The sequence below is a fragment of the Paenibacillus sp. CF384 genome (assembly GCF_900106745.1).
In the GTDB taxonomy this organism is placed as follows: Bacteria; Bacillota; Bacilli; order Paenibacillales; family Paenibacillaceae; genus Paenibacillus_Z.
On record NZ_FNNV01000003.1, the window covers coordinates 132,986 to 151,290 of the forward strand.

Consider the following 18,305-nt stretch of genomic DNA (forward strand, 5'->3'; position numbering starts at 1 on the left):
GTGGAATGTCCTTAACAACTGCAGGGTTTTCATTGGATGAAGAAACACTTACTACGATAGAGCGCAAGTTCAAGGAGAAGCAGCAGCTGGCGAATGCAAGGAAGAGTGAGCTGTTTAGCGTATTTGAGGAAGAACTGAGCGAAGAAGAGCGTTTGGCATTGAAGTTTCTGTATGCCTACATGCCGCTGAACGACTTGGCTGATTACGAGGGAAGCTTGTTCCTGAGCCATGTCCGCAAGACATTGGAGATTCGCGGGCAGATGCCTTGGGGCAATCGAGTGCCTGACCATCTGTTCCTTCATTTTGTTCTTCCGTACCGCGTGAACAACGAGAATATAGAGGATAGTAGAGGCATTCTGCTAGATGAGCTGTATAGTCGAGTAAAGCATTTATCCATGGAAGAGGCGATTTTAGAAACGAATCATTGGTGCTACGAGAAGGCCACGTACGTCGGCAATGATCCGCGCACGGTCTCGCCATTGACACTGATTCGTACTACGCTTGGGCGATGCGGGGAAGAGTCGACGTTAGCTGTTGCGGCGCTGCGCAGCCTGTGCATTCCGGCGAGGCAGTGCTATACGCCACGCTGGGCGCATTCGGATTCAAACCATGCTTGGGTTGAAGCTTGGGCGGATGGCAGCTGGCATTTTATCGGTGCCTGCGAGCCTGAACCGATGCTCAATGAGGGATGGTTCAGCGCACCGGCTAGAAGGGCGATGCTCATTAATACACGCGTACCTTCGCAATATCCAGGGCCGGAACCGATAACTCTCGCACATGAATGGTATACGGAAATCAATTTACTGGATGGATATGCACCAAGCCGCACTATCGTTGTACGTATACAAGATCGTGAAGGGCAACCGGTACCAGGTACTGTCGTATCGTTCCAAGTCTATAATTTCGCTGAATTTACACCGATCGCCAAGCTAACGTCTGATGCCCAAGGTGAAGTTTCGCTTACGACGGGTTATGGAGATCTTCTCGTTCGTGCGGTGAATGGATCTCTATGGGGCGAACTTAAATTGTCGGTGTCCGAGCAGGATGATTATACGATTACAATTGGTGAATATGAGCAGCAAGACGGGATTGTCGAGTTCGATATGGTTCCTCCGCCAGAGCAGCCAGCTGACGAGGCAACAGCTGTAACGGAAGAGGTGCTGCAACTGCATCGTAATCGGTTGCAGCAAGGTGCAGCGATTCGTAAAAGCTTCGAGGATACGTTCGTTAGTGAGGTGCAATCGGGCAAGATTGCCGCTGAGCTTGGTCTGCCTGTAGAGCGGGTTTGGGATGTTCTTCGCAAGGCGCGCGGGAACAGTCATGAAATCGCCGCTTTCTTGCAGGAGCAAACGGAATCGTATGGAGAATGGCCGCTGCGTTTGCTTGAGAGCTTAAACGATAAAGATTTGACCGATACGTTCCGCCCCGCACTAATTGATCATTTGGTAAACTCCGTGCCTTATGCAGACTCATTTGAAGTAGAGTTGTTCTCGGATTATGTGCTTAGACCGCGTGTTTTGTTCGAGATGATCGGTCCCTATAAGCAGTATTTTCAAGAAACACTACTTGCCGAGGAAATCGAGGACTATCGGCTGGACCCAACGAAGCTCGTAAGTGATCTGCTTGAGAAATTCGAAATTGTCGAGGATATGACGTACTATCAGGGATCCGCAATGCCTTCCGGCAGTTATCGCCTGTTAAAAGGTGATCGGATATCACGTGACATTCTGTTCGTGGCTATTTGTCGCAGCATCGGTATTCCTGCGAGGCTTCACCCAAGTGAGCGCAAGCCGCAGTACTGGCTGAATGATGTCTGGCATGATGCTCGTTTCGAACAAGTAAGCCTAGCCAAACCGGCTGCGGTAGTCGGTGAAGTTCTTATGAAGCGTGATCCGGGAGCTCCGGCTGAGGCGGAAGAGGCGGCGTATTTCCGCAACTTCTCGTTCGCAAGATTAGAGAACGGCTGGTATCAATCGTTATTTTATCCGCATGGACAAACCAATGTGTATGATCAGCCGTTTGAGCTTGAAGCGGGACGTTACCGCATGACGGCTGGCACAAGACAGAAAGACGGCTCCGTGCTGGTTCGAATGACTTATTTTACGGTATTGGAAAACAAACGTAGTGAACTGCTGCTGTCATTCCGGTATCCGAATCGTGAATTGCCTGTCATCGGGAAAGCTGATCAGGCATGGAAGTTCATTCGCCAGGATGGAACTGCTGCTTCACTTGGTGAATTGACACAGGGCAGAAGTGCAGTGCTTGCATGGATTGAGCCGGAACGAGAACCTTCCAAGCATTTGCTCCGTGAATTTAAGGAGCTGGCCGCTTCGTATGACGCGCTAGGCATGCCTATTATTATGGCTATAGGAGAAGAAGGATGGAAAGCATCCTTTGATCCGGAATCCTATGAAGGTTTACCCAAGGCGCTCACTTTCGTTCGTGATCATGATGTAGTCATTCAGCAGGCTGCTCTGGCGTTAATAGATTCAAGTACGGCTTCTCTGCCATTCGTAGTGGTCGTAGACCAAGACGGCGGCATCCGGTATGTAACTGCGGGTTATAAGCTGGGTATTGGCAGCGAGGTGCTTCGAGTAGGGACGCAGCTAAACGATGAGAAATGAGGAGGAAATATACGTATGACAGCAACTTCTAATTATTATTCGGTAGGCTATGTCGGCGATTCATGGCTGCCCAAACTATCCCGAGAACATGCATTAAAGCTCACCCATATCAACATCGCTTTCGCTCATGTTGTCAACGATGAAATCTCCATTGGTCATCTGAAGCATTTGGGGAGTTTGCCGACGATTAAGTCCTATAATTCGGATATAAAGATTTTGCTGTCCGTTGGTGGATGGAGTGCAGGCGGGTTCTCCGAAGCAGCCTCTACGCCAGCGGGCAGGAAGCGGATGGCAGATACTGCGGTAGCCATTCTGGAGAACTATGCGATCGATGGCATTGATTTGGATTGGGAATACCCCTGTTACGGCGTAGCAGGGATCGCCTCGAGCCCGGCTGACAAAACCAACTTCACGCTGCTCTTGAAAGAGCTTAGAGAAGCGATCGATCAATTAGGTACACGAAACAGCAGGCATTATATGCTGACCATAGCGGCAGGTGCTGATCAATACTACGTTGACGGAACCGAGATGGATCAAGTTCAGCGCTACTTGGACTACGTGCAATTAATGACCTACGATATGCGCGGTGGGTTTCAGACATTGACTGGCCACCATACGAATTTGTTTACATCGACAGGTGATTTGTTCCGCATCAGCGTCGAGGCTTCAGTTCGTATGTTCGTTGCAGCCGGAGTGCCTCGGGAGAAGATCGTCATCGGAGCCGCATTCTACTCGCGGATGTGGAAGGATGTGCCGGACATTAATAATGGCTTCCTGCAGATGACTACAGTAGCCGGCGGTTACGGTCCGGATTTCACCCGTTTGGCTAACGACTATATTGAGAAGAATGGGTACAAACGCCATTGGGATGATGAAGCGAAAGCTCCATTCCTATACAATGGCAATCAATTTATTTCGTACGAGGATGAAGAATCGCTTCATCACAAATGCCAATTCGTTAAGCATGAAGGACTACGCGGGGTTATGTTCTGGGAGTACTGCTGCGATACCACGTTCCGGTTGTTAGATGCGATCGACAAGGGATTGGGAAACCAATATGTAGCGACAAAATAATGAGGCCGTATAATCTTGTTTGACACTGCTATTCTATTCGTGGTAAAGTATGTCTACTGCTACAAACGATAGATTGAATCAGGAACTGCCAGATGCGGTCGTGGCGGAATTGGCAGACGCGCTAGATTCAGGTTCTAGTGGTGTAACAGCCGTGGAGGTTCGAGTCCTCTCGACCGCACCATACTTACTAACTAACCCCAGATGATTCTGGGGTTTATTTTTATTCAGTGATAAATCGATAGAAAACACAAAAAACTGCCAGTTCACTATGAACTTGGCAGTTTTTTTCGCATAAAGAATGAAACACAACTCGTCCACACCAAAGCATTTGTATTTTCATAGAATAGCGTATCTGGTAGGAAAGGAGTTGATTATTCATGGTGAAAAAAATCATTGATTATAACGTAAGCGTACCGGCAGTCGTTACGAATCAAGTGCACATTCCGGTCCCGCAAACACCTGCCAAAACCATATTGGCTGAGCTGGGTATCTTTATCCCGCATGAAGACCATAACAATCGCGTTGAGCTGATTGCTACAATCGGCGCATCCGGCACGTTTAGTGTTGTAGATGTCTTGTTCCGTGTTTTCCGTGGCACGCAAGAAATCTTCTATACCTTGCAAGGCTTTGAGACAGGATACGAGCATTATGGCGTGGTAACGTTCCAAGTCATCGATATCAACGTGCCAACCGGCGCGCACGGCTATTCACTTTATGTGGAAAAGCTTAATGAGGGCGGCGAAGCTGCTGTCATTGGCCCAATCAATCTCAGCGCAACCGTATATGCGGTTTAAGAAACGAACTGAGTATGCTTGAAGGACGAGGGTAGCCTCGTCTTTCTTGTTCCGTTTACATATATTTCCCACCATTTACAAACAATGAAGATATGCAAATTACCTAACGTACAAAGGAGAACTTAAAAGAGATGCATGTTAAAACCAGGCTGGGAGGTAGTATCCTCATAGCCGCTGCTGTATTGCTCACTCCAATTACAGGTGCAGCCGCCGCTGCTCCTAAAAACGAGAAGCAAGTAGAATTAAAGGGCCATCGTCAGGTAGCGATCGTCATCGATGATTTTGGCAATGGAATGACGGGCACACCGGAGATGATGGAGCTGCCCGTACGTTTTACCGTAGCTGTAATGCCGTTCATGCCGACAACGAAACAGGATGCGGAGTTCGCTTTCAAGAGAGGCGACGATGTGATCGTCCATATGCCGATGGAGCCGGTTCGCGGCAAGCCGGAATGGCTGGGACCGGGCGCTATAACAACAAGCATGAGCGACGCAGAAATTAGCAAACGAGTGGAGGAAGCCATTGCTGCCGTTCCGCATGCCGTGGGCATGAACAATCATATGGGCTCTAAAGTAACGGCGGATGAGCGCGTCATGCGAGCAGTGCTGACTGTCGTGAAGAAGCATGGGATGTTCTTCTTGGACAGCAGAACAACCTACAAGACCGTGCTCCCGAAGGTGACGGCAGAGCTCGGCGTCCCGCTGTTATCCAATCAAGTTTTCTTAGACGATGTGTATACGACGAATCATATCGCTAAACAAGTCGGCGTGCTGCGCAAGTATCTGGAGACCAATGAAAGCTGCGTCATTATCGGACATGTCGGGCCTCCGGGTAAACTGACAGCCGCGGTGTTGAAAGACGCCATTCCGCGGCTGCAGTCGACGACCAGCTTCGTGAAACTATCCGAGATGGTGGTGCCTTCAGCGGAGAAGGATATAATTCCGCACTCCTGATGAAATCGCCTCCGCCAGTTGAAGCTGCTTGCGGGGATCGAGCAGCATGGTCCGGTCGCCTTCGTGGCTTAGAAATCCCATTTCCACGATAACGGCAGGCTGTTTCACGACATTGAGCAAATAAAAAGGCGAACCTACACGGGGGAGTTGGTGTGTATTATGCTTGCGATTCAGCGCATCTTGGATGCAGAATGCGAGCAGCGCACTTTCTCCCTCGTTTTGATGAAGAACAAGCGGTCCGTGTTCCGTTCGATCCGGTGCCCAATTGACATGGATACTAACGAGGATCTTCGTCTGGATTTCTTTCGTCAGCTGGCTGCGCTGAGACAAGTCACGCCGATGCCGAGAACCGGAAGGATTCCAGCGATTATCGTCACTTAGTGCGTAATCGGCATCGCGATTAAGAATGGCGCGGATGCCGTTAGCGCTAAGGAGCAAGTACAGCTTCTTAGCTACCGCTAAGTTAATATCCTTCTCCAGAATATCCTCATGGTGTGCACCGCCATCGATTCCTCCATGACCAACATCGATTAAGACTTCCGCAGAAGGAAGTGCACGTTGATAACTTGGCGGTGCCTCTGCTTGCAGATGAACATCAGTCGCAGGCGCATCGAGCGGATAAGCGGCTGCCGGTTGATTCGCCGAACCTAATGTAAACGAGCAAAAGACAACAGAGCAGAACATCAAGAACAATCGAGTCCATACCCCTCGTCCAGATCGATACTCCATCATGCTGTACCCTACCTCCAATTCCATAATGGCTATCGTTAGCGTGGCACAGACCAAGGAAACTCATTCATGTTTGAAGTAAATGATTAACGGGGACACTGTAGGTACACTAGAATGAATCAAGGAGATGAAGGATATGGCTGTCGAGAAACCCGAAGAATACATTAAATTCATGACTGGAAAAATGATTGAAATCATTGATACGCCGCAGGAAGCTCGGAAAGAAAAGCGCAAAATAGCCAAAGCTGCAAGAGAGCCTTGGCTGACACGTTGGTTCGGTATGGGCGGACTTGGCGTCATGCAGCTCATCCGTTCTAAGCCTCGAGAAGAAGGTTAATGACCCATCAATCGAAGAAATGCCCTTCTTGGTTGAGCAGGTCAATCGGGATATACCGGGTACCTACGGAATCAAAAGCGACAAATAGGCTGTGATTATCCCAGTTATGGTACCCGATTGCCGGATAAACGAACAATACCGTTTCACGGAACAACTCTGCGGTAAATCGAATTTGGTTCCGCTTGTCGAGCAAGTCGGGCAGATGCTTGATTTGCTCCTGCGACAACGGAGATTTGGTCAGCCAAGGCAATCGCTCATAGGGATCGAACACTTGGTTCGCAGCAGCAGCAGACAGTTTTTTGAGCTGAACTGCGGTCGTCGTCTTCGCCATGCTTAATGCAGGCTTGTCCACATTCGCGACTAGCGCCTTTGTTTGTTCTTGCCATAGTTGATCTGTAATCGGCAAAGCTTCTCCCGTCCAAGCGTCCAGATAGTACGTTTCTTGATTGGCCGCTACATACTTCCAGACTGCAAGTACAGGCGATACGTAGAGCCGTTCCAAATGGAGCGGTTTTTTTATGGCTTCTGCGTAGGTGGTGAACAAGCCTTGTCGCACCATGGAGCTGTACAACGTATTGGCATCAAAAGCCGGATGCATGCCTGTGCCGTATTCACCGAGTACAAACCCGCCTTCGGCTGTTGCATGAACAATCATATAACCAACGGGCAGACGATCCAGTCGAAAGGTAACTAACCAACCATGTGTACCTGGTCCAAGGGGGACGATTGCGGCGGTAGCGCGTTTCCAGGATTGAAATTGGGGCTGATCCGACAGTGCGTCCACCCAAGCTTGAACTTGCTGTTCGAGCTTGGATGCATGCTGCTCGCTGGGAGCTATTTTGAATGATAATGCGGCTGCTGAGACCTGTGTGCTTGTCAAGAGGAAAGCGGCTGCTATGGCAAAAATCGAAATCCATTTTCGCATCATCTGCATCACCTGCTGCTTCCTGTAGAATGGGAAAGCCGATTCACCGTCATTGTACCTTACCTTCGGTTGAAAAGGATGTAGGAACGTGTCAAGAGATTGGGACAAGCTATGTTCTATTTTTGCCGGATAAAGAGAGATCTTGTTAACCGATGCCCTGGAGATAGAAAATCCCGCAGTTAATGGCAGAAGCCGTGACGCGAGGCTCATATTGCCAGCGGATTTCTTCTTGTCTGCGTTCGAACTGTTCGCTGATCAGCTGCTTATTCTCTTCTTCTGCGGAAGCCAGAAGCGGCTCGTAATAATGATTGATCGTCGATAACTCATCCGCCAAACGTTCCGCTGCTGCCTTGGCCCACGAGTAGTCGTAGGTGCGAAGCTTGCGCTCCAGTGTTTGTTCTGCGATGGCAGCGGCTTTATTAAGGGAGAGCGCGTTCTTGGCTGTATGCACGTTAGGCGGCAGTTTCGGTGTCATGCGATGCGTCATCAGCCGATCATGAAACTGCTCGATGCATTGTCCCGTTGCCAGCGAAACGCCGAAGGAATGGATTTCTTCGCGTTTCATATCACAGGCGAACTCTACTTTCATATTAACCCCAAGCCAAGCGCTGTAAGCAGTGGAGTGCAGCGGGTGGGCGCTTCGTTTCTCCGGTTCCTGGAACAAACATAGGTAACTGCCGCCGCTGCGAGCTGATTCGAAGAGCTGATTCAATCGACGGGAGCCATAATACAAATCCTCGCGCGGAACGCGAACATTCGTATTCAGCGTGCCGTGAATATGGCCGAAAGAGCGGCTTAAAGCCGCATCTGCCGCCGCATTCGCAGCGTTCGGGGCTGGGGGAGGAGGAGCTGCTGCCTGCGCCTGCTCATATTTCTGCTTATCGGTTACGAGCAGCATGGACATCGTTTCCGGATCGGCACCTGTGCGGTCGACGAAGCTCCAATAGTAAGGGCGATTCGTCAGGTCACGATCGGCTCTAGGCGAAAGCTTCACCTGAAAATGTGCCGGTGATTTCTCGACGATCTGGCAGCCTGTCGTTTCTAGATATCGCTGAACAAACTTGTGAATCTGACGTTCATTCATGGTCGCACCTCTATTGTCTGCCCAACGGCGTTCATGACGGCATTGATGGCGCCCATATCGATAGGCTCCTCCAATTCAACCTCATCCCGAATACGGCTGAGTGAATTACCAAGCTCGTCGATCTGTGTGCGCAGCTTGTCCTGATTGCCGCCGGACTCCAGCATTAAGCGGGCAAGGCGCTGTTCCAGCGTTTCGCTCTTCTCGAACCGCTCCAGAATATGATCCAGCTCTCCGATTACGAGCTCGAATAAGTTGATTTTCTCGTGCAGCAGACTGACGATATGCTCTTCGATGGTGCCGATTGTGCAGAGGTTATAGATGCGCACGTCGCTTGTTTGCCCGAGACGATGGACGCGTCCGATCCGTTGTTCAACCCGCATCGGATTCCAAGGCAAGTCGAAATTGATCATGTGATGACAGAACTGCAGGTTGATGCCTTCCCCGCCAGCCTCCGTTGCAATAAGCACTTGCGCCCGTCCGCGGAACAGGTCCATCATCCAATCCTTCTTGCCGCGGTTCATTCCGCCCCGATAAGGGACAGCAACCATATTATTGGAGCGGAAATATTGCAGCAGATATTCCTGCGTGGCCCGATACTCCGTGAAGATGATCACTTTATCGTTCATCTCGCGAACGAGCTCCATCGTTTTCTCCGCTTTGGTGTTGGCGTTGATGCCGCGTATCACCTCGACCAGCTCCCAAATTTTCGCGCGCAGCGGAGAGTCTTCTGCCGTCTTCTTGAACATGTTGACCAGCGTAAGGAATACGGCATCGCGGCTGCTGCAAACTTCTCTTTGCAGCGTGACGAGAGAGAGGAGGCTTGACCAATCGCCTTCGCTTTCATCGACCCGATCGCGCACGAATTTGGTGACGGCATCATAGAGTGCCTGTTCTTCAGTAGAGAGCGACAGCGGGATGTTCTTCACGATTCGTTTGGTGAATTGAATGCCGCCGTCTCCGCGACGATTGCGAATCATGACCGACGATAACGCTTCATGCAGCTGTTCCTCGTTCTTCGGCAGCCGCTTGTCCACGACGAAATTAGCGGCAAATTCGCTCTGTCCGCCTAGTTGTCCCGGTTTGAGCAGCGTAATTAAGTTATATAACTCGTCCAAATCGTTCTGGACCGGAGTAGCCGTAAGCAAGAGGCAGTACTTCTTGCGCAGCAGGTTCACGAATTGATAGTTCGTTGTTTTCTTGTTCTTCAGCTTATGCGCTTCGTCGATGATGATCATATCGTAGTCTTGTCCGAGCAGCTTCTCGCGATGAGGCTCTCGCTTCGCCGTATCCATCGAAGCTACGACAACATCATAGGCCCACGAATGGTCTTTCTTCTGCGCTACGGCAGAGATACCGAATTTACTGTTCAACTCACGCACCCATTGCAGGACGAGGGAAGCCGGAACGAGGACAAGAGCTCGCTTCACGAGCCCGCGCACCATATATTCCTTCAGCACTAAGCCGGCTTCAATGGTTTTGCCAAGACCGACCTCGTCAGCGAGAATAGCCCGGCCGCTCATCTCGTGCAGTACTTTGCGAGCCGTGCTGATCTGATGCGGCATCGGCTCGAAGGAAGGGAGGCTGCGCAAGCATTGCAAATCATCGAAGCTCTCAACCAGCTTCGACTGTTCGGCTTCAATAGCCAATTGGTACATCGTCCACTCGTCCCAAGGACCGTTACGGTCGACGCGTTCTTGCAATTGATGAAGCCATGTGCGATCGAATTGCAAATCTACGCTCGGGTGCAGCTTGCGCTTCACGGCAGAAGCCGAGCCCGGGCTTGAAGCGGGGCCTGAAAGATTTTCTCCGTTTACGGGATCATAGTTCGATTGCATAGGTTGGAGGAGCTCCTTTCTTTGGCCGATCGGAATGCATCGACTGACGGACATGCAAATGGTTATCCTTCGTAGGTAGTAGTATTTCCTTGCAGCAGCGATTTCATAAGATAAAGCTTGAAAAAGGTCGAAATTTCTGGAAAACATAAAAAAGAGAAGCCATGTAACATGACTTCTCTCTGCGAGTTGCAAATTTGCATCGTCAACTAGGATTCTTCCTTCGTGATTTTGCCGGGATTGTTAATCTTGTAGGCAACGGGATGTTTCGTTAATTTCTTGGCGACGATCTTGCATTCGAACGTAATCGTATCCCCAACAGCAAGCTCTAGTTTCTTCAGCGTATTGCTATGGCTGGACCAGGCTGCGCCTAATTCCAGGGCCGGCTCTTCAATCGACACTTCCTCGTAGATGACGACCTCGTCATCCGTATCGGAGAAATTATTCGGAACGGTCGTAAACTCTTTAACCGTTGCTCTCATCTTCACTTTCTCTTCAGGAAGCTCCAGCTTCGGTGCTTTCTCTTTCTTCGCTTTCTTGGCAGCGGGTTTCTCCTCGGACTTCGCTGCTGTCGATTCGGCTGGCGCCTCTTCAATAGCCGAAGCAGCAGCCACCGTAGCTGTGGCCGACTCTATTGGTTGTTCCGACGACTCCGCTTCAACTGCTTGTGCGATAACTGCAGCAGCAGCATCTTCCGTGTCGCTGCCTTCATCTTCAGCTGCTGTCGCTTGTCTTTGACCGAAGCTTGCCGTTTGCATTTCCTTCAAGTAGGAAGGATGAATGCAGTGCTGCTTGTCGTCGAGCGCAAGGACTGCTGTCATCTTATCGACATAACCGACAATGGAGCATACGGTATGAACGCCGTTATTCTTGTAGATAAAGGTTTTGGATTTGGAGGCTTTCTCGGAGAGCAGGCCCCATTCTTTCAATTTCTGTATTTGCTCTTCTTCATTCTCGAAGGGTGTGTATGTAGGAGGTGCGATCAGTTGCGCCATCTTTTCTCCGCCTTTCTTAGTAAATGCTTGTCTCATTTTAACATTTTTTTGGTGTAGGATGAAGTAAAGAAGTATTGAATAAATAAACATAAATATGTATATTAATTCATAATAACTTTCGAGAGGAGCGACCATACCTTTGAACAAAATGATAGAAGAATTGACACTGAACGCATGGCCGTCCCTGCAGACGGTCGTTTATGACGGATGGCTGCTGCGATTTGCTGAGGGGTATACGAAACGATCCAATTCCGTAAGCGCGCTATACGCTTGCAATGAACATCATTTAGAAGAACGAATTGCAGCTTGCGAATCGCTGTATATCGAAGCAGGTCAGGATACGATTTTCAAAATCACGCCTTTCGGTCCTCCCGAGCTGGATCAAATTCTAGCGCAGCGCGGGTATGCCATTGCGGACCCATCCCGTGTTATGATAATAGAACGTTTATCCGACGTGCCGGCACCGGAGCTTCATGACATCAAGATGGAAGACTCCCTCAGCGAGACGTGGCTCAATACCATGTGCGAAATGAACCGAATAGCAGGAACCAACAAGCAGATCGCTGCTCAAATTATGACAAGCTCGAAACAGAAGCAAGCTTACTTCACCTTAGCGGTAAACGGTGAGCCAGTCGCATGTGGACTAGGCGTAATCGAACGAGGATACATCGGTTTATATGATATTGTAACCGCGGAAGCACAGCGTAATCGAGGGTATGGGGAGCAGTTGATTCGTCATATGCTCCACTTTGCCAGAGAGCAGGGTGCAGCGAAGGGGTATTTGCAAGTCGTCCAGAGCAATGCGTCTGCGAACCGGCTGTACCGGAAGCTGAATTATCAAGAGAGTTATCCCTATTGGTATCGAGTGTTGAAACGGTAAGTTTTGCAAAGGCGGGATCTAATGTCGATTCAATTGCGCGGGCATCATTTATTATGTTTATTAGGTTTTCGAGGGATGGGGTATTCGGCGGACTTCTCGGCGAATATGACCGTCGTCTATAACAAGCTGCGTGATGAGCCTGATTCACGAGTTGTCATTGTCAAAGGTCCGGATGATTTATGCGCGTGCTTTCCATCCGATGTTGAGCCGCACTGCCATAACGTTTCCGTAGCGCAGCATGATGAACGGATCTTGCAGAAGCTCGGGTTCGACTATGGAATGGAGCTGCTCTGGTCAGACGTTATCGAACGGGTAAGGTCGAACGTAGTTCCGGAAGATATTAATACGCTGTGTTATACCTGCCAGTGGCGAAGCTACGGTGTCTGCGAAGCAGGCGTTCGGATCATTAAACAAGGGGAGTGGCTCCCGCCGCTTCCGCCCAAATAAGACCCACCTAAGACGGTTATTTATTACGCTAGGTGGGTTTTCTCTATGTTAAAGGGAGCATCGATAGAAAACGGTTGGCGGCCGCGGAGAGCGGGACGCCTCGCAATGTAGCGATACCGATATAACGCTCGGGCAGCGGTGGTTGGAGCGGAATCTCGAACAACTCGCCGGAGGCCAGCTCCTGCTCGATATAATTGCGAATAACGAAGGCAAGCCCGAACCCTCGGCTTGCGAATTGCAAGAGCAAATCAATACTGCCAAGCTCAAGCTCGGGCTGCAGCTGAACGCCATGTTCAGCCGCCCATTCGCTGAGGTGGCGTCTTGTGCTACCTCCGGGCTCTAACATTAACAAGGGATAACGGTAAAGTTCATGTACGTTAAGCGGAGTCGTCGAACCCGCTAAATCCGCGTACTTCTTGCTGCCCACCAAACAATCCTGCTGAGGCAGACTTCGTTTGATATCGATTTTGGCATTGCTTGCCGGCAAATTAATAATGCCGAAATCGATCTTGCCATCGGTTAACAGATCAATCGTTTCCGGCGTAGTCCGATTCGTGACATGGATACGCACTTGCGGAAATTGGTGATGAAACTGCTCCAAGAACGGCATCAGATAATGCTTGCACAGCGTATCGCTCGCGCCGATCCGGATTTCTCCGCTATCCAGGTTATGCATCTCAGCAATTCGTTTCTCGCCGGATTCAATGAAGCTGAAGGCTTGCTCGATATATCGAAATAACACATCGCCTTCCGCTGTCAGTACTACGCCTTTAGCAGAGCGGAAGAATAGCTGTCCGCCGAGTGCGCTTTCCAATTGCTTCAAGATATGGCTGACTGCAGGCTGCGTAATATGCAGCTTCTCCGCCGCGCGTGATAGGCTGCCAGTCTTGGCTGTCCAATAGAAGCTTCGATACCACTCCGAATTAATAGACATTAGTTCACCTAATATCTGATATAAGTAATATCAATTATATTGATACTGTTACAACCATTATAATCAAATTAGCAAAGAAGAAACAACAATTAGGAGGCGTGGTATTATGACGGTAACGGCCATTGTAGGTGCAAATTGGGGAGATGAAGGCAAAGGGAAGCTGACGGATGTACTGGCAGCGAAGTCTTCCTATGTCGTTCGGTTTCAAGGAGGCAGCAACGCAGGTCATACGATCATTAACGGCTATGGGAAGTTTGCGCTGCACATGCTGCCTTCCGGGGTGTTCTATCCCAACGTCACGAATGTGATCGGTCCGGGTACCGCTGTTGACGTGAATATGCTGATGCGAGAAATCGAAGAGCTGCAAGCGCGCGGTGTGCCGAAGCCGAAAGTGGTCGTCTCGGAGCGGGCGCAGGTTGTGGTGCCGATTCATGTCCAGTTCGACGGGCTGGAGGAAGAACGACTTGGCGAGCAGAGCTTTGGTTCGACCAGACGCGGAATTGCGCCTTTCTACGCGGATAAGTACGCGAAGCTGGGGATTCAAGCAGCGGAGCTGTTCGATAAGGATCGTCTCTATCGACGCGTGGAACAGATGCTCGCAGCGAAGAACGTGACACTGCAGCACTTATATGGGCAACTGCCTGTGAAAGCCGATGACTATGTCTCGGAGCTCATGGCGTATGGGGAGAAGCTTCGTCCTTATTTGGCGGATACGACAAGTCTGCTGCATGAAGCATGGATGAGAGGCGAGTCCATACTGGTTGAGGGTCAGCTCGGTGCACTCCGTGATCCCGATCATGGCATTTATCCGTACTCGACTTCCTCTTCTACCTTATCCGGCTTCGCTGCCGTAGGAGCTGGTATTCCTCCCTATGCGATTGGGCATGTCATTGCCGTTACCAAAGCGTATTCCAGCTGTGTTGGCGCCGGACCATTCGTGGCGGAGTTAAACGGCGATGAAGCACATGAGCTGCGGTTACGAGGCGGCGACGCGGGCGAGTTCGGCGCGACAACCGGCCGTCCGAGACGGGTAGGCTGGTTCGACGCCGTCGCGACCAGGTATGGCTGCATGGTGCAGGGCGCAACCGAAGTTGCGCTTACTAACCTCGATGTACTCGGTTATTTGGATCAAATTCCGGTTTGCACCGGTTATCTGCTGGCGGATGGAACGCAGACGGAACGTTTTCCCGTTACTGCCCAGCTCGAAGTGGCCAAACCGATCTGGACGTCGCTGCCCGGCTGGAAGTGTGTGATTTCCGATGCTAGAGCCTTTGACGAATTGCCGATTGAAGCGCAGGAGTACGTTCGGTTTGTCGAAGCTTCGATTGGTGTTCGGGTGTCAACCGTGTCCGTTGGTCCGCGCCGAGAACAGTTAATTCATCGATAGGCCAGCAATTGCTATATGCCGGCCTAAACCCGCTGGAGCCAGGCTGCAGGAATACTCTCAAACGAGTCGAAATAGGTTGAGAATAGACAATGAAACGTAGGTAAGTAGTCGATTCTCAAATCATTGGCGGGAGTGTGCACAGCGATTATGCAGGATTTCAAAGTGACAAGCCAGCAGAAAGCGTTCTTCGACACGTTCGGGTATTTGGTATTTCGGGGGTTAATGCAGGATCGCATCATGGAGATTACGGAAGAGTTTGATGCCGTATTTGCGAAGCACGGGGGCAACTTCAACGGGAAGCCGCATAATTACAAGAAAACATCCACGATTGTCGCTTTTCTCGGCCACAGCGAGAAGCTGGCTTCCTTGCTGGATGATCCGCGCATACACGCGATTTGTTCTACGCTGCTCGGTGACGACTACAATTATTTGACGAGCGCAGGCAACAAATATGTCGGGGACACCGGTTGGCATTCCGACACTTCGATGGATAAGTACTGGCCGGGAAATCTCAAGAGCCTCAACGTATCCTTCTACTTAGATCCGGTGACCAAAGAAACCGGTGCACTGCGCGTCATTCCGGGCAGCCATTATATCGGGGATCAGTTTACCGAAATTCTTAAGGAGCAAATTCATACGGCAGATATGCAGGAACAGTGGGGCATTGACCGCTCGGAATTGCCAGCTGTGCCGCTCGATATCAGACCGGGGGACTTGCTGGTCTTCAATAACTATATGAAACATGCTGCTTTTGGCGGCGGGAATAATCGGCGTGTGCTATTGATAAACTTCTCCAGACATTATACGGAAGAGCATATGGCTGAGCTGCATGAGTATGTGAGCACATTTGCTCCCTATTGGGTGGAGGAGCTCCATGGGGAAGCTGTACTGCGTGGTGCAAGCAGCGAGCGGATGCGCCATCTGCGCCAGATTCAAGAGAATCAAGCGCATCTGCCTGAGCTCGCCAGACAAGCGAAAGCAGCCGCAGCCCAGCCATAATCGCTTCAAGCCAAACAGGCTTTTCCGACTTCATCGGAAGAGCCTGTTTTGTGCGTCCGTACCTTGCGTTTGAATGTCATAAAGTGTAATATCTCCATTATTATGATCGATGGCAGAAGAGGGGAATGAAGAGGGACACATGGAAAGCAAAGCATCCATCGTCGCGATGTGGATCTCTCTGATCAGCAATGTGCTTCTGACTGGTATTAAGCTAATCGTCGGTATATTGTTTCAGAGTCAGGTTCTCATTGCGGACGGTATTCACAATGCCGGCGACGTTATCGCAACGGCTACGGCGTACAGCTCTATGCGTGTCTCGGGCAAACCGCCGGATGAGGATCATCCCTACGGACATGGCAAGGCTGAGGTGCTTGGCGCGGGAATTGTAGCTTTTATCCTCATTGCCGCTGCTTTATATATGGGTTATCATGCAGTACTCACGTTCTTCGAGCCGCCTACAGAAGCGCATCTCATTGCACTTGCAGCCGCAATCGTATCCTTGATCGCCAAGCAGATTCTATATATGTACACGATGCGCATCGGGAAGGAATCGAAGAGTAAGGCGATGCTCGCTACCGCATACGACCATTTGGCTGATGTCTATGCGTCATTGGCAGCAACGGTTGGGATTGGTCTTGGCTGGTTGGGAGAGCGGATGGATATTAGCTGGCTCAGCTACGGTGATCCCGCGGCAGGGGTGATCGTATCCCTCCTCGTATTGAAGCTGGGTATCGATATGGCACGCGAGACGGCTGACGTCCTGATGGACAAGAGTTTAAGCCCGGAGAAAATCGAGGATATAACGGAGCATTTGCGCGAAGTTCCCGAAGTGAAACGGATTGATCGATTGCGTGCAAGAGAGCATGGTCACTACGTGTTAGTGGATGCCAGGGTCGCGGTCCTCGGAACGCTTACCATACAAGAAGGACATGATATTATTAGAACTATCAAGAAGAAATTGATGGACGCCCATCCGGAAGTGGATGAGGTGCTTGTGCATTTAAATCCATGGTATGAGGATGATCATCATTAGCTTGATTCGGTCTGGACGATAACGTTCAGATCGTTTTTTTATTTTTTATTGCAACCTTTCTGTAGGTAGGTGCGTCTGGAGATCATGTAGGCCTACAACCACTAGAACAGAACGCGAAGGGAGAACGAAATAATGAATAAGAAGAAACTCATCATTGTAGCAACGATTGCGGGGCTACTTGGCACAACAGCAGCAGTTGAAGCATCCGGCTTTATGAAGAAAGTAAATGGATTCCTCCGCGGTGACATTGATGTTACTGTAGACGGCAAAGCAACTTCCTTGGAGCCAGTATTTATTAATGGCCAAGCCTATCTCCCAGCACGCGCCGAAGCGGCAGCGCTTGGTTACGAGCTGCACTATAACGCAAAAACGAAAGTTCTTGAACTGACTTCCAAACAAGATCAACCGGAGGAAGGCGAAGCGAATTTGATTAATGTGTCCGGCATTATCGAAGATGTTCGTCCTGCTCAAGACGGTTCTGTACAGATCAGCGTAGTTGGCAGAGGCCAAAACAACTGGATCGTATTGACTGTCGATAAAGAAACTGTACTTACGAATCAAGAAGGCAAACCGTTTGCAGCTAAAGATTTGAAAGCAGGCTTCGAGCTTACAGCTGAATACGGCCCAATCGTGGCAATGAGCTACCCAGGTCAATCGCATGCCGTGAAGGTTGTAGTTGGTACTGAGCGCTTGGTTAAAGAAGATGTTATCCAATCCGTCGAGAAAACAAGCGAAGGCTGGCAAGTGAAGTTCGGCGACGCTAAAGAAACTACACTGGTTCTGAATTCCGGTAAAGAAACAACGATCCGTGATACCGAGCGTCAACCGATTGAATGGTCGGCATTGAAAGCCGGCATGAAAGTTCGCGCTTACTACGGTCCTGCGATGACGAAGAGCCTTCCGCCGATCAGCCCGCTTCAATTCCTGGTAGTGTCAGAGCAAGCTGCTGCGCTATCCCCAGCACAAGTAACTGAATATCGTGAGCTTGCTTGGAAACAGCTTTCCGATGATCAGAAGAAACATGTGGTAACGAAGAAAGACGAAGCAGAAGTTACAATCGTACCTGCTTCCGATGCAGCTCTCTTCCCACAAGATGACAAGAAGAAAGCATACGAGGATTATGTAGCTAAGAAAGGCAACGTAGTTCTTGTTACTTATAAAACAGACGACGACGCGCTGCTGGGACCACTTACACTAGGTTTTAGCTCCGATTCCAAAGAATACTTCGGTAACCGTATTCGCAGATAGTAAGTAAGAAGAAGAGGGTTGTTCTGAAGT

The 18,305-nt window shown here is 50.0% G+C and carries 17 protein-coding genes and 1 tRNA gene; 12 read left to right on the forward strand and 6 right to left on the reverse strand.

Annotation, left to right across the window (positions count from 1 at the left end; translation table 11 throughout):
- Positions 1-5 precede the first annotated feature (5 nt).
- The 5 genes from BLW29_RS08010 to BLW29_RS08030 all read left to right on the forward strand — a co-directional run bounded on the left by BLW29_RS08010 (position 6) and on the right by BLW29_RS08030 (position 5,445).
- On the forward strand, positions 6-2,624 hold the full coding sequence (locus BLW29_RS08010) for a transglutaminase domain-containing protein (protein WP_090978041.1): 2,619 nt from the start codon (positions 6-8) through the stop codon (positions 2,622-2,624).
- 15 nt (positions 2,625-2,639) lie between these two features.
- On the forward strand, positions 2,640-3,698 hold the full coding sequence (locus BLW29_RS08015) for a glycoside hydrolase family 18 protein (RefSeq protein ID WP_090978043.1): 1,059 nt from the start codon (positions 2,640-2,642) through the stop codon (positions 3,696-3,698).
- A gap of 94 nt (positions 3,699-3,792) precedes the next feature.
- Positions 3,793-3,879 (forward strand) — tRNA-Leu (locus BLW29_RS08020).
- Between the two features lie 196 nt (positions 3,880-4,075).
- Positions 4,076-4,492, forward strand: a complete 417-nt coding sequence (locus tag BLW29_RS08025) for a hypothetical protein (RefSeq protein ID WP_090978045.1) — start codon at positions 4,076-4,078, stop codon at positions 4,490-4,492.
- A gap of 131 nt (positions 4,493-4,623) precedes the next feature.
- Positions 4,624-5,445 carry a divergent polysaccharide deacetylase family protein gene (locus tag BLW29_RS08030; RefSeq protein ID WP_090978047.1) on the forward strand — a complete coding sequence of 274 codons (822 nt, stop codon included), beginning with the start codon at positions 4,624-4,626 and terminating at the stop codon, positions 5,443-5,445.
- Here the strand turns inward: BLW29_RS08030 and BLW29_RS08035 are convergent.
- Complete coding sequence (locus tag BLW29_RS08035) at positions 5,413-6,177, reverse strand: N-acetylmuramoyl-L-alanine amidase family protein (protein WP_256208442.1); 765 nt, start codon at positions 6,175-6,177, stop codon at positions 5,413-5,415. The two genes, BLW29_RS08030 and BLW29_RS08035, sit on opposite strands and share 33 nt — an antisense overlap.
- A 133-nt stretch (positions 6,178-6,310) precedes the next feature.
- On the opposite strand from BLW29_RS08035, the gene BLW29_RS08040 reads away from it, so the two are divergent.
- Positions 6,311-6,511: a YqzE family protein gene (locus BLW29_RS08040; protein WP_177186535.1), complete on the forward strand. Its 201-nt coding sequence runs from the start codon at positions 6,311-6,313 to the stop codon at positions 6,509-6,511.
- 7 nt (positions 6,512-6,518) lie between these two features.
- Here the strand turns inward: BLW29_RS08040 and BLW29_RS08045 are convergent, their stop codons facing one another.
- The 4 genes from BLW29_RS08045 to BLW29_RS08060 all read right to left on the reverse strand — a co-directional run bounded on the left by BLW29_RS08045 (position 6,519) and on the right by BLW29_RS08060 (position 11,347).
- A complete protein-coding gene (locus BLW29_RS08045) occupies positions 6,519-7,445 on the reverse strand; it encodes a hypothetical protein (RefSeq protein ID WP_090978051.1) in 927 nt (308 codons plus the stop codon).
- A 136-nt stretch (positions 7,446-7,581) separates the two neighbouring features.
- Complete coding sequence (locus tag BLW29_RS08050; protein WP_090978052.1) at positions 7,582-8,520, reverse strand: YqhG family protein; 939 nt, start codon at positions 8,518-8,520, stop codon at positions 7,582-7,584.
- Positions 8,517-10,355: a DEAD/DEAH box helicase gene (locus BLW29_RS08055; RefSeq protein WP_090978054.1), complete on the reverse strand. Its 1,839-nt coding sequence runs from the start codon at positions 10,353-10,355 to the stop codon at positions 8,517-8,519. Before BLW29_RS08055 ends, BLW29_RS08050 begins: the two co-directional genes overlap by 4 nt.
- Before the next feature lie 206 nt (positions 10,356-10,561).
- The gene (locus BLW29_RS08060) at positions 10,562-11,347 is read right to left on the reverse strand and encodes a hypothetical protein (RefSeq protein ID WP_090978056.1); all 786 of its coding nucleotides are present in this window, start codon (positions 11,345-11,347) and stop codon (positions 10,562-10,564) included.
- Between the two features lie 148 nt (positions 11,348-11,495).
- On the opposite strand from BLW29_RS08060, the gene BLW29_RS08065 reads away from it, so the two are divergent.
- Positions 11,496-12,227, forward strand: a complete 732-nt coding sequence (locus BLW29_RS08065) for a GNAT family N-acetyltransferase (RefSeq protein ID WP_256208469.1) — start codon at positions 11,496-11,498, stop codon at positions 12,225-12,227.
- A 21-nt stretch (positions 12,228-12,248) separates the two neighbouring features.
- Positions 12,249-12,674 (forward strand): DUF1284 domain-containing protein, encoded by a 426-nt coding sequence (locus tag BLW29_RS08070; protein WP_090978060.1) that lies wholly within the window; start codon positions 12,249-12,251, stop codon positions 12,672-12,674.
- Between the two features lie 43 nt (positions 12,675-12,717).
- Here the strand turns inward: BLW29_RS08070 and BLW29_RS08075 are convergent, their stop codons facing one another.
- Complete coding sequence (locus tag BLW29_RS08075) at positions 12,718-13,608, reverse strand: LysR family transcriptional regulator (RefSeq protein ID WP_090978062.1); 891 nt, start codon at positions 13,606-13,608, stop codon at positions 12,718-12,720.
- A 106-nt stretch (positions 13,609-13,714) separates the two neighbouring features.
- On the opposite strand from BLW29_RS08075, the gene BLW29_RS08080 reads away from it, so the two are divergent.
- From BLW29_RS08080 to BLW29_RS08095, 4 genes are all read left to right on the forward strand, one after another.
- Positions 13,715-14,995, forward strand: a complete 1,281-nt coding sequence (locus BLW29_RS08080) for an adenylosuccinate synthase (protein WP_090978064.1) — start codon at positions 13,715-13,717, stop codon at positions 14,993-14,995.
- A gap of 147 nt (positions 14,996-15,142) precedes the next feature.
- A complete protein-coding gene (locus BLW29_RS08085) occupies positions 15,143-15,994 on the forward strand; it encodes a phytanoyl-CoA dioxygenase family protein (protein WP_090978066.1) in 852 nt (283 codons plus the stop codon).
- A gap of 139 nt (positions 15,995-16,133) precedes the next feature.
- The gene (locus BLW29_RS08090) at positions 16,134-17,027 is read left to right on the forward strand and encodes a cation diffusion facilitator family transporter (RefSeq protein WP_090978068.1); all 894 of its coding nucleotides are present in this window, start codon (positions 16,134-16,136) and stop codon (positions 17,025-17,027) included.
- Positions 17,028-17,159: 132 nt separating this feature from the next.
- A complete protein-coding gene (locus BLW29_RS08095; RefSeq protein ID WP_090978070.1) occupies positions 17,160-18,275 on the forward strand; it encodes a hypothetical protein in 1,116 nt (371 codons plus the stop codon).
- The last annotated feature ends 30 nt before the right edge of the window (positions 18,276-18,305 follow it).

Bases quoted from the DNA above. Each gene is read 5' to 3' on its own strand.
- BLW29_RS08010 (WP_090978041.1), top strand. From the start codon at position 6: ATGTCCTTAACAACTGCAGGGTTTTCATTGGATGAAGAAACACTTACT.
- BLW29_RS08015 (WP_090978043.1), top strand. From the start codon at position 2,640: ATGACAGCAACTTCTAATTATTATTCGGTAGGCTATGTCGGCGATTCA.
- BLW29_RS08025 (WP_090978045.1), top strand. From the start codon at position 4,076: ATGGTGAAAAAAATCATTGATTATAACGTAAGCGTACCGGCAGTCGTT.
- BLW29_RS08030 (WP_090978047.1), top strand. From the start codon at position 4,624: ATGCATGTTAAAACCAGGCTGGGAGGTAGTATCCTCATAGCCGCTGCT.
- BLW29_RS08035 (WP_256208442.1), bottom strand. From the start codon at position 6,177: ATGATGGAGTATCGATCTGGACGAGGGGTATGGACTCGATTGTTCTTG.
- BLW29_RS08040 (WP_177186535.1), top strand. From the start codon at position 6,311: ATGGCTGTCGAGAAACCCGAAGAATACATTAAATTCATGACTGGAAAA.
- BLW29_RS08045 (WP_090978051.1), bottom strand. From the start codon at position 7,445: ATGCAGATGATGCGAAAATGGATTTCGATTTTTGCCATAGCAGCCGCT.
- BLW29_RS08050 (WP_090978052.1), bottom strand. From the start codon at position 8,520: ATGAATGAACGTCAGATTCACAAGTTTGTTCAGCGATATCTAGAAACG.
- BLW29_RS08055 (WP_090978054.1), bottom strand. From the start codon at position 10,355: ATGCAATCGAACTATGATCCCGTAAACGGAGAAAATCTTTCAGGCCCC.
- BLW29_RS08060 (WP_090978056.1), bottom strand. From the start codon at position 11,347: ATGGCGCAACTGATCGCACCTCCTACATACACACCCTTCGAGAATGAA.
- BLW29_RS08065 (WP_256208469.1), top strand. From the start codon at position 11,496: ATGATAGAAGAATTGACACTGAACGCATGGCCGTCCCTGCAGACGGTC.
- BLW29_RS08070 (WP_090978060.1), top strand. From the start codon at position 12,249: ATGTCGATTCAATTGCGCGGGCATCATTTATTATGTTTATTAGGTTTT.
- BLW29_RS08075 (WP_090978062.1), bottom strand. From the start codon at position 13,608: ATGTCTATTAATTCGGAGTGGTATCGAAGCTTCTATTGGACAGCCAAG.
- BLW29_RS08080 (WP_090978064.1), top strand. From the start codon at position 13,715: ATGACGGTAACGGCCATTGTAGGTGCAAATTGGGGAGATGAAGGCAAA.
- BLW29_RS08085 (WP_090978066.1), top strand. From the start codon at position 15,143: ATGCAGGATTTCAAAGTGACAAGCCAGCAGAAAGCGTTCTTCGACACG.
- BLW29_RS08090 (WP_090978068.1), top strand. From the start codon at position 16,134: ATGGAAAGCAAAGCATCCATCGTCGCGATGTGGATCTCTCTGATCAGC.
- BLW29_RS08095 (WP_090978070.1), top strand. From the start codon at position 17,160: ATGAATAAGAAGAAACTCATCATTGTAGCAACGATTGCGGGGCTACTT.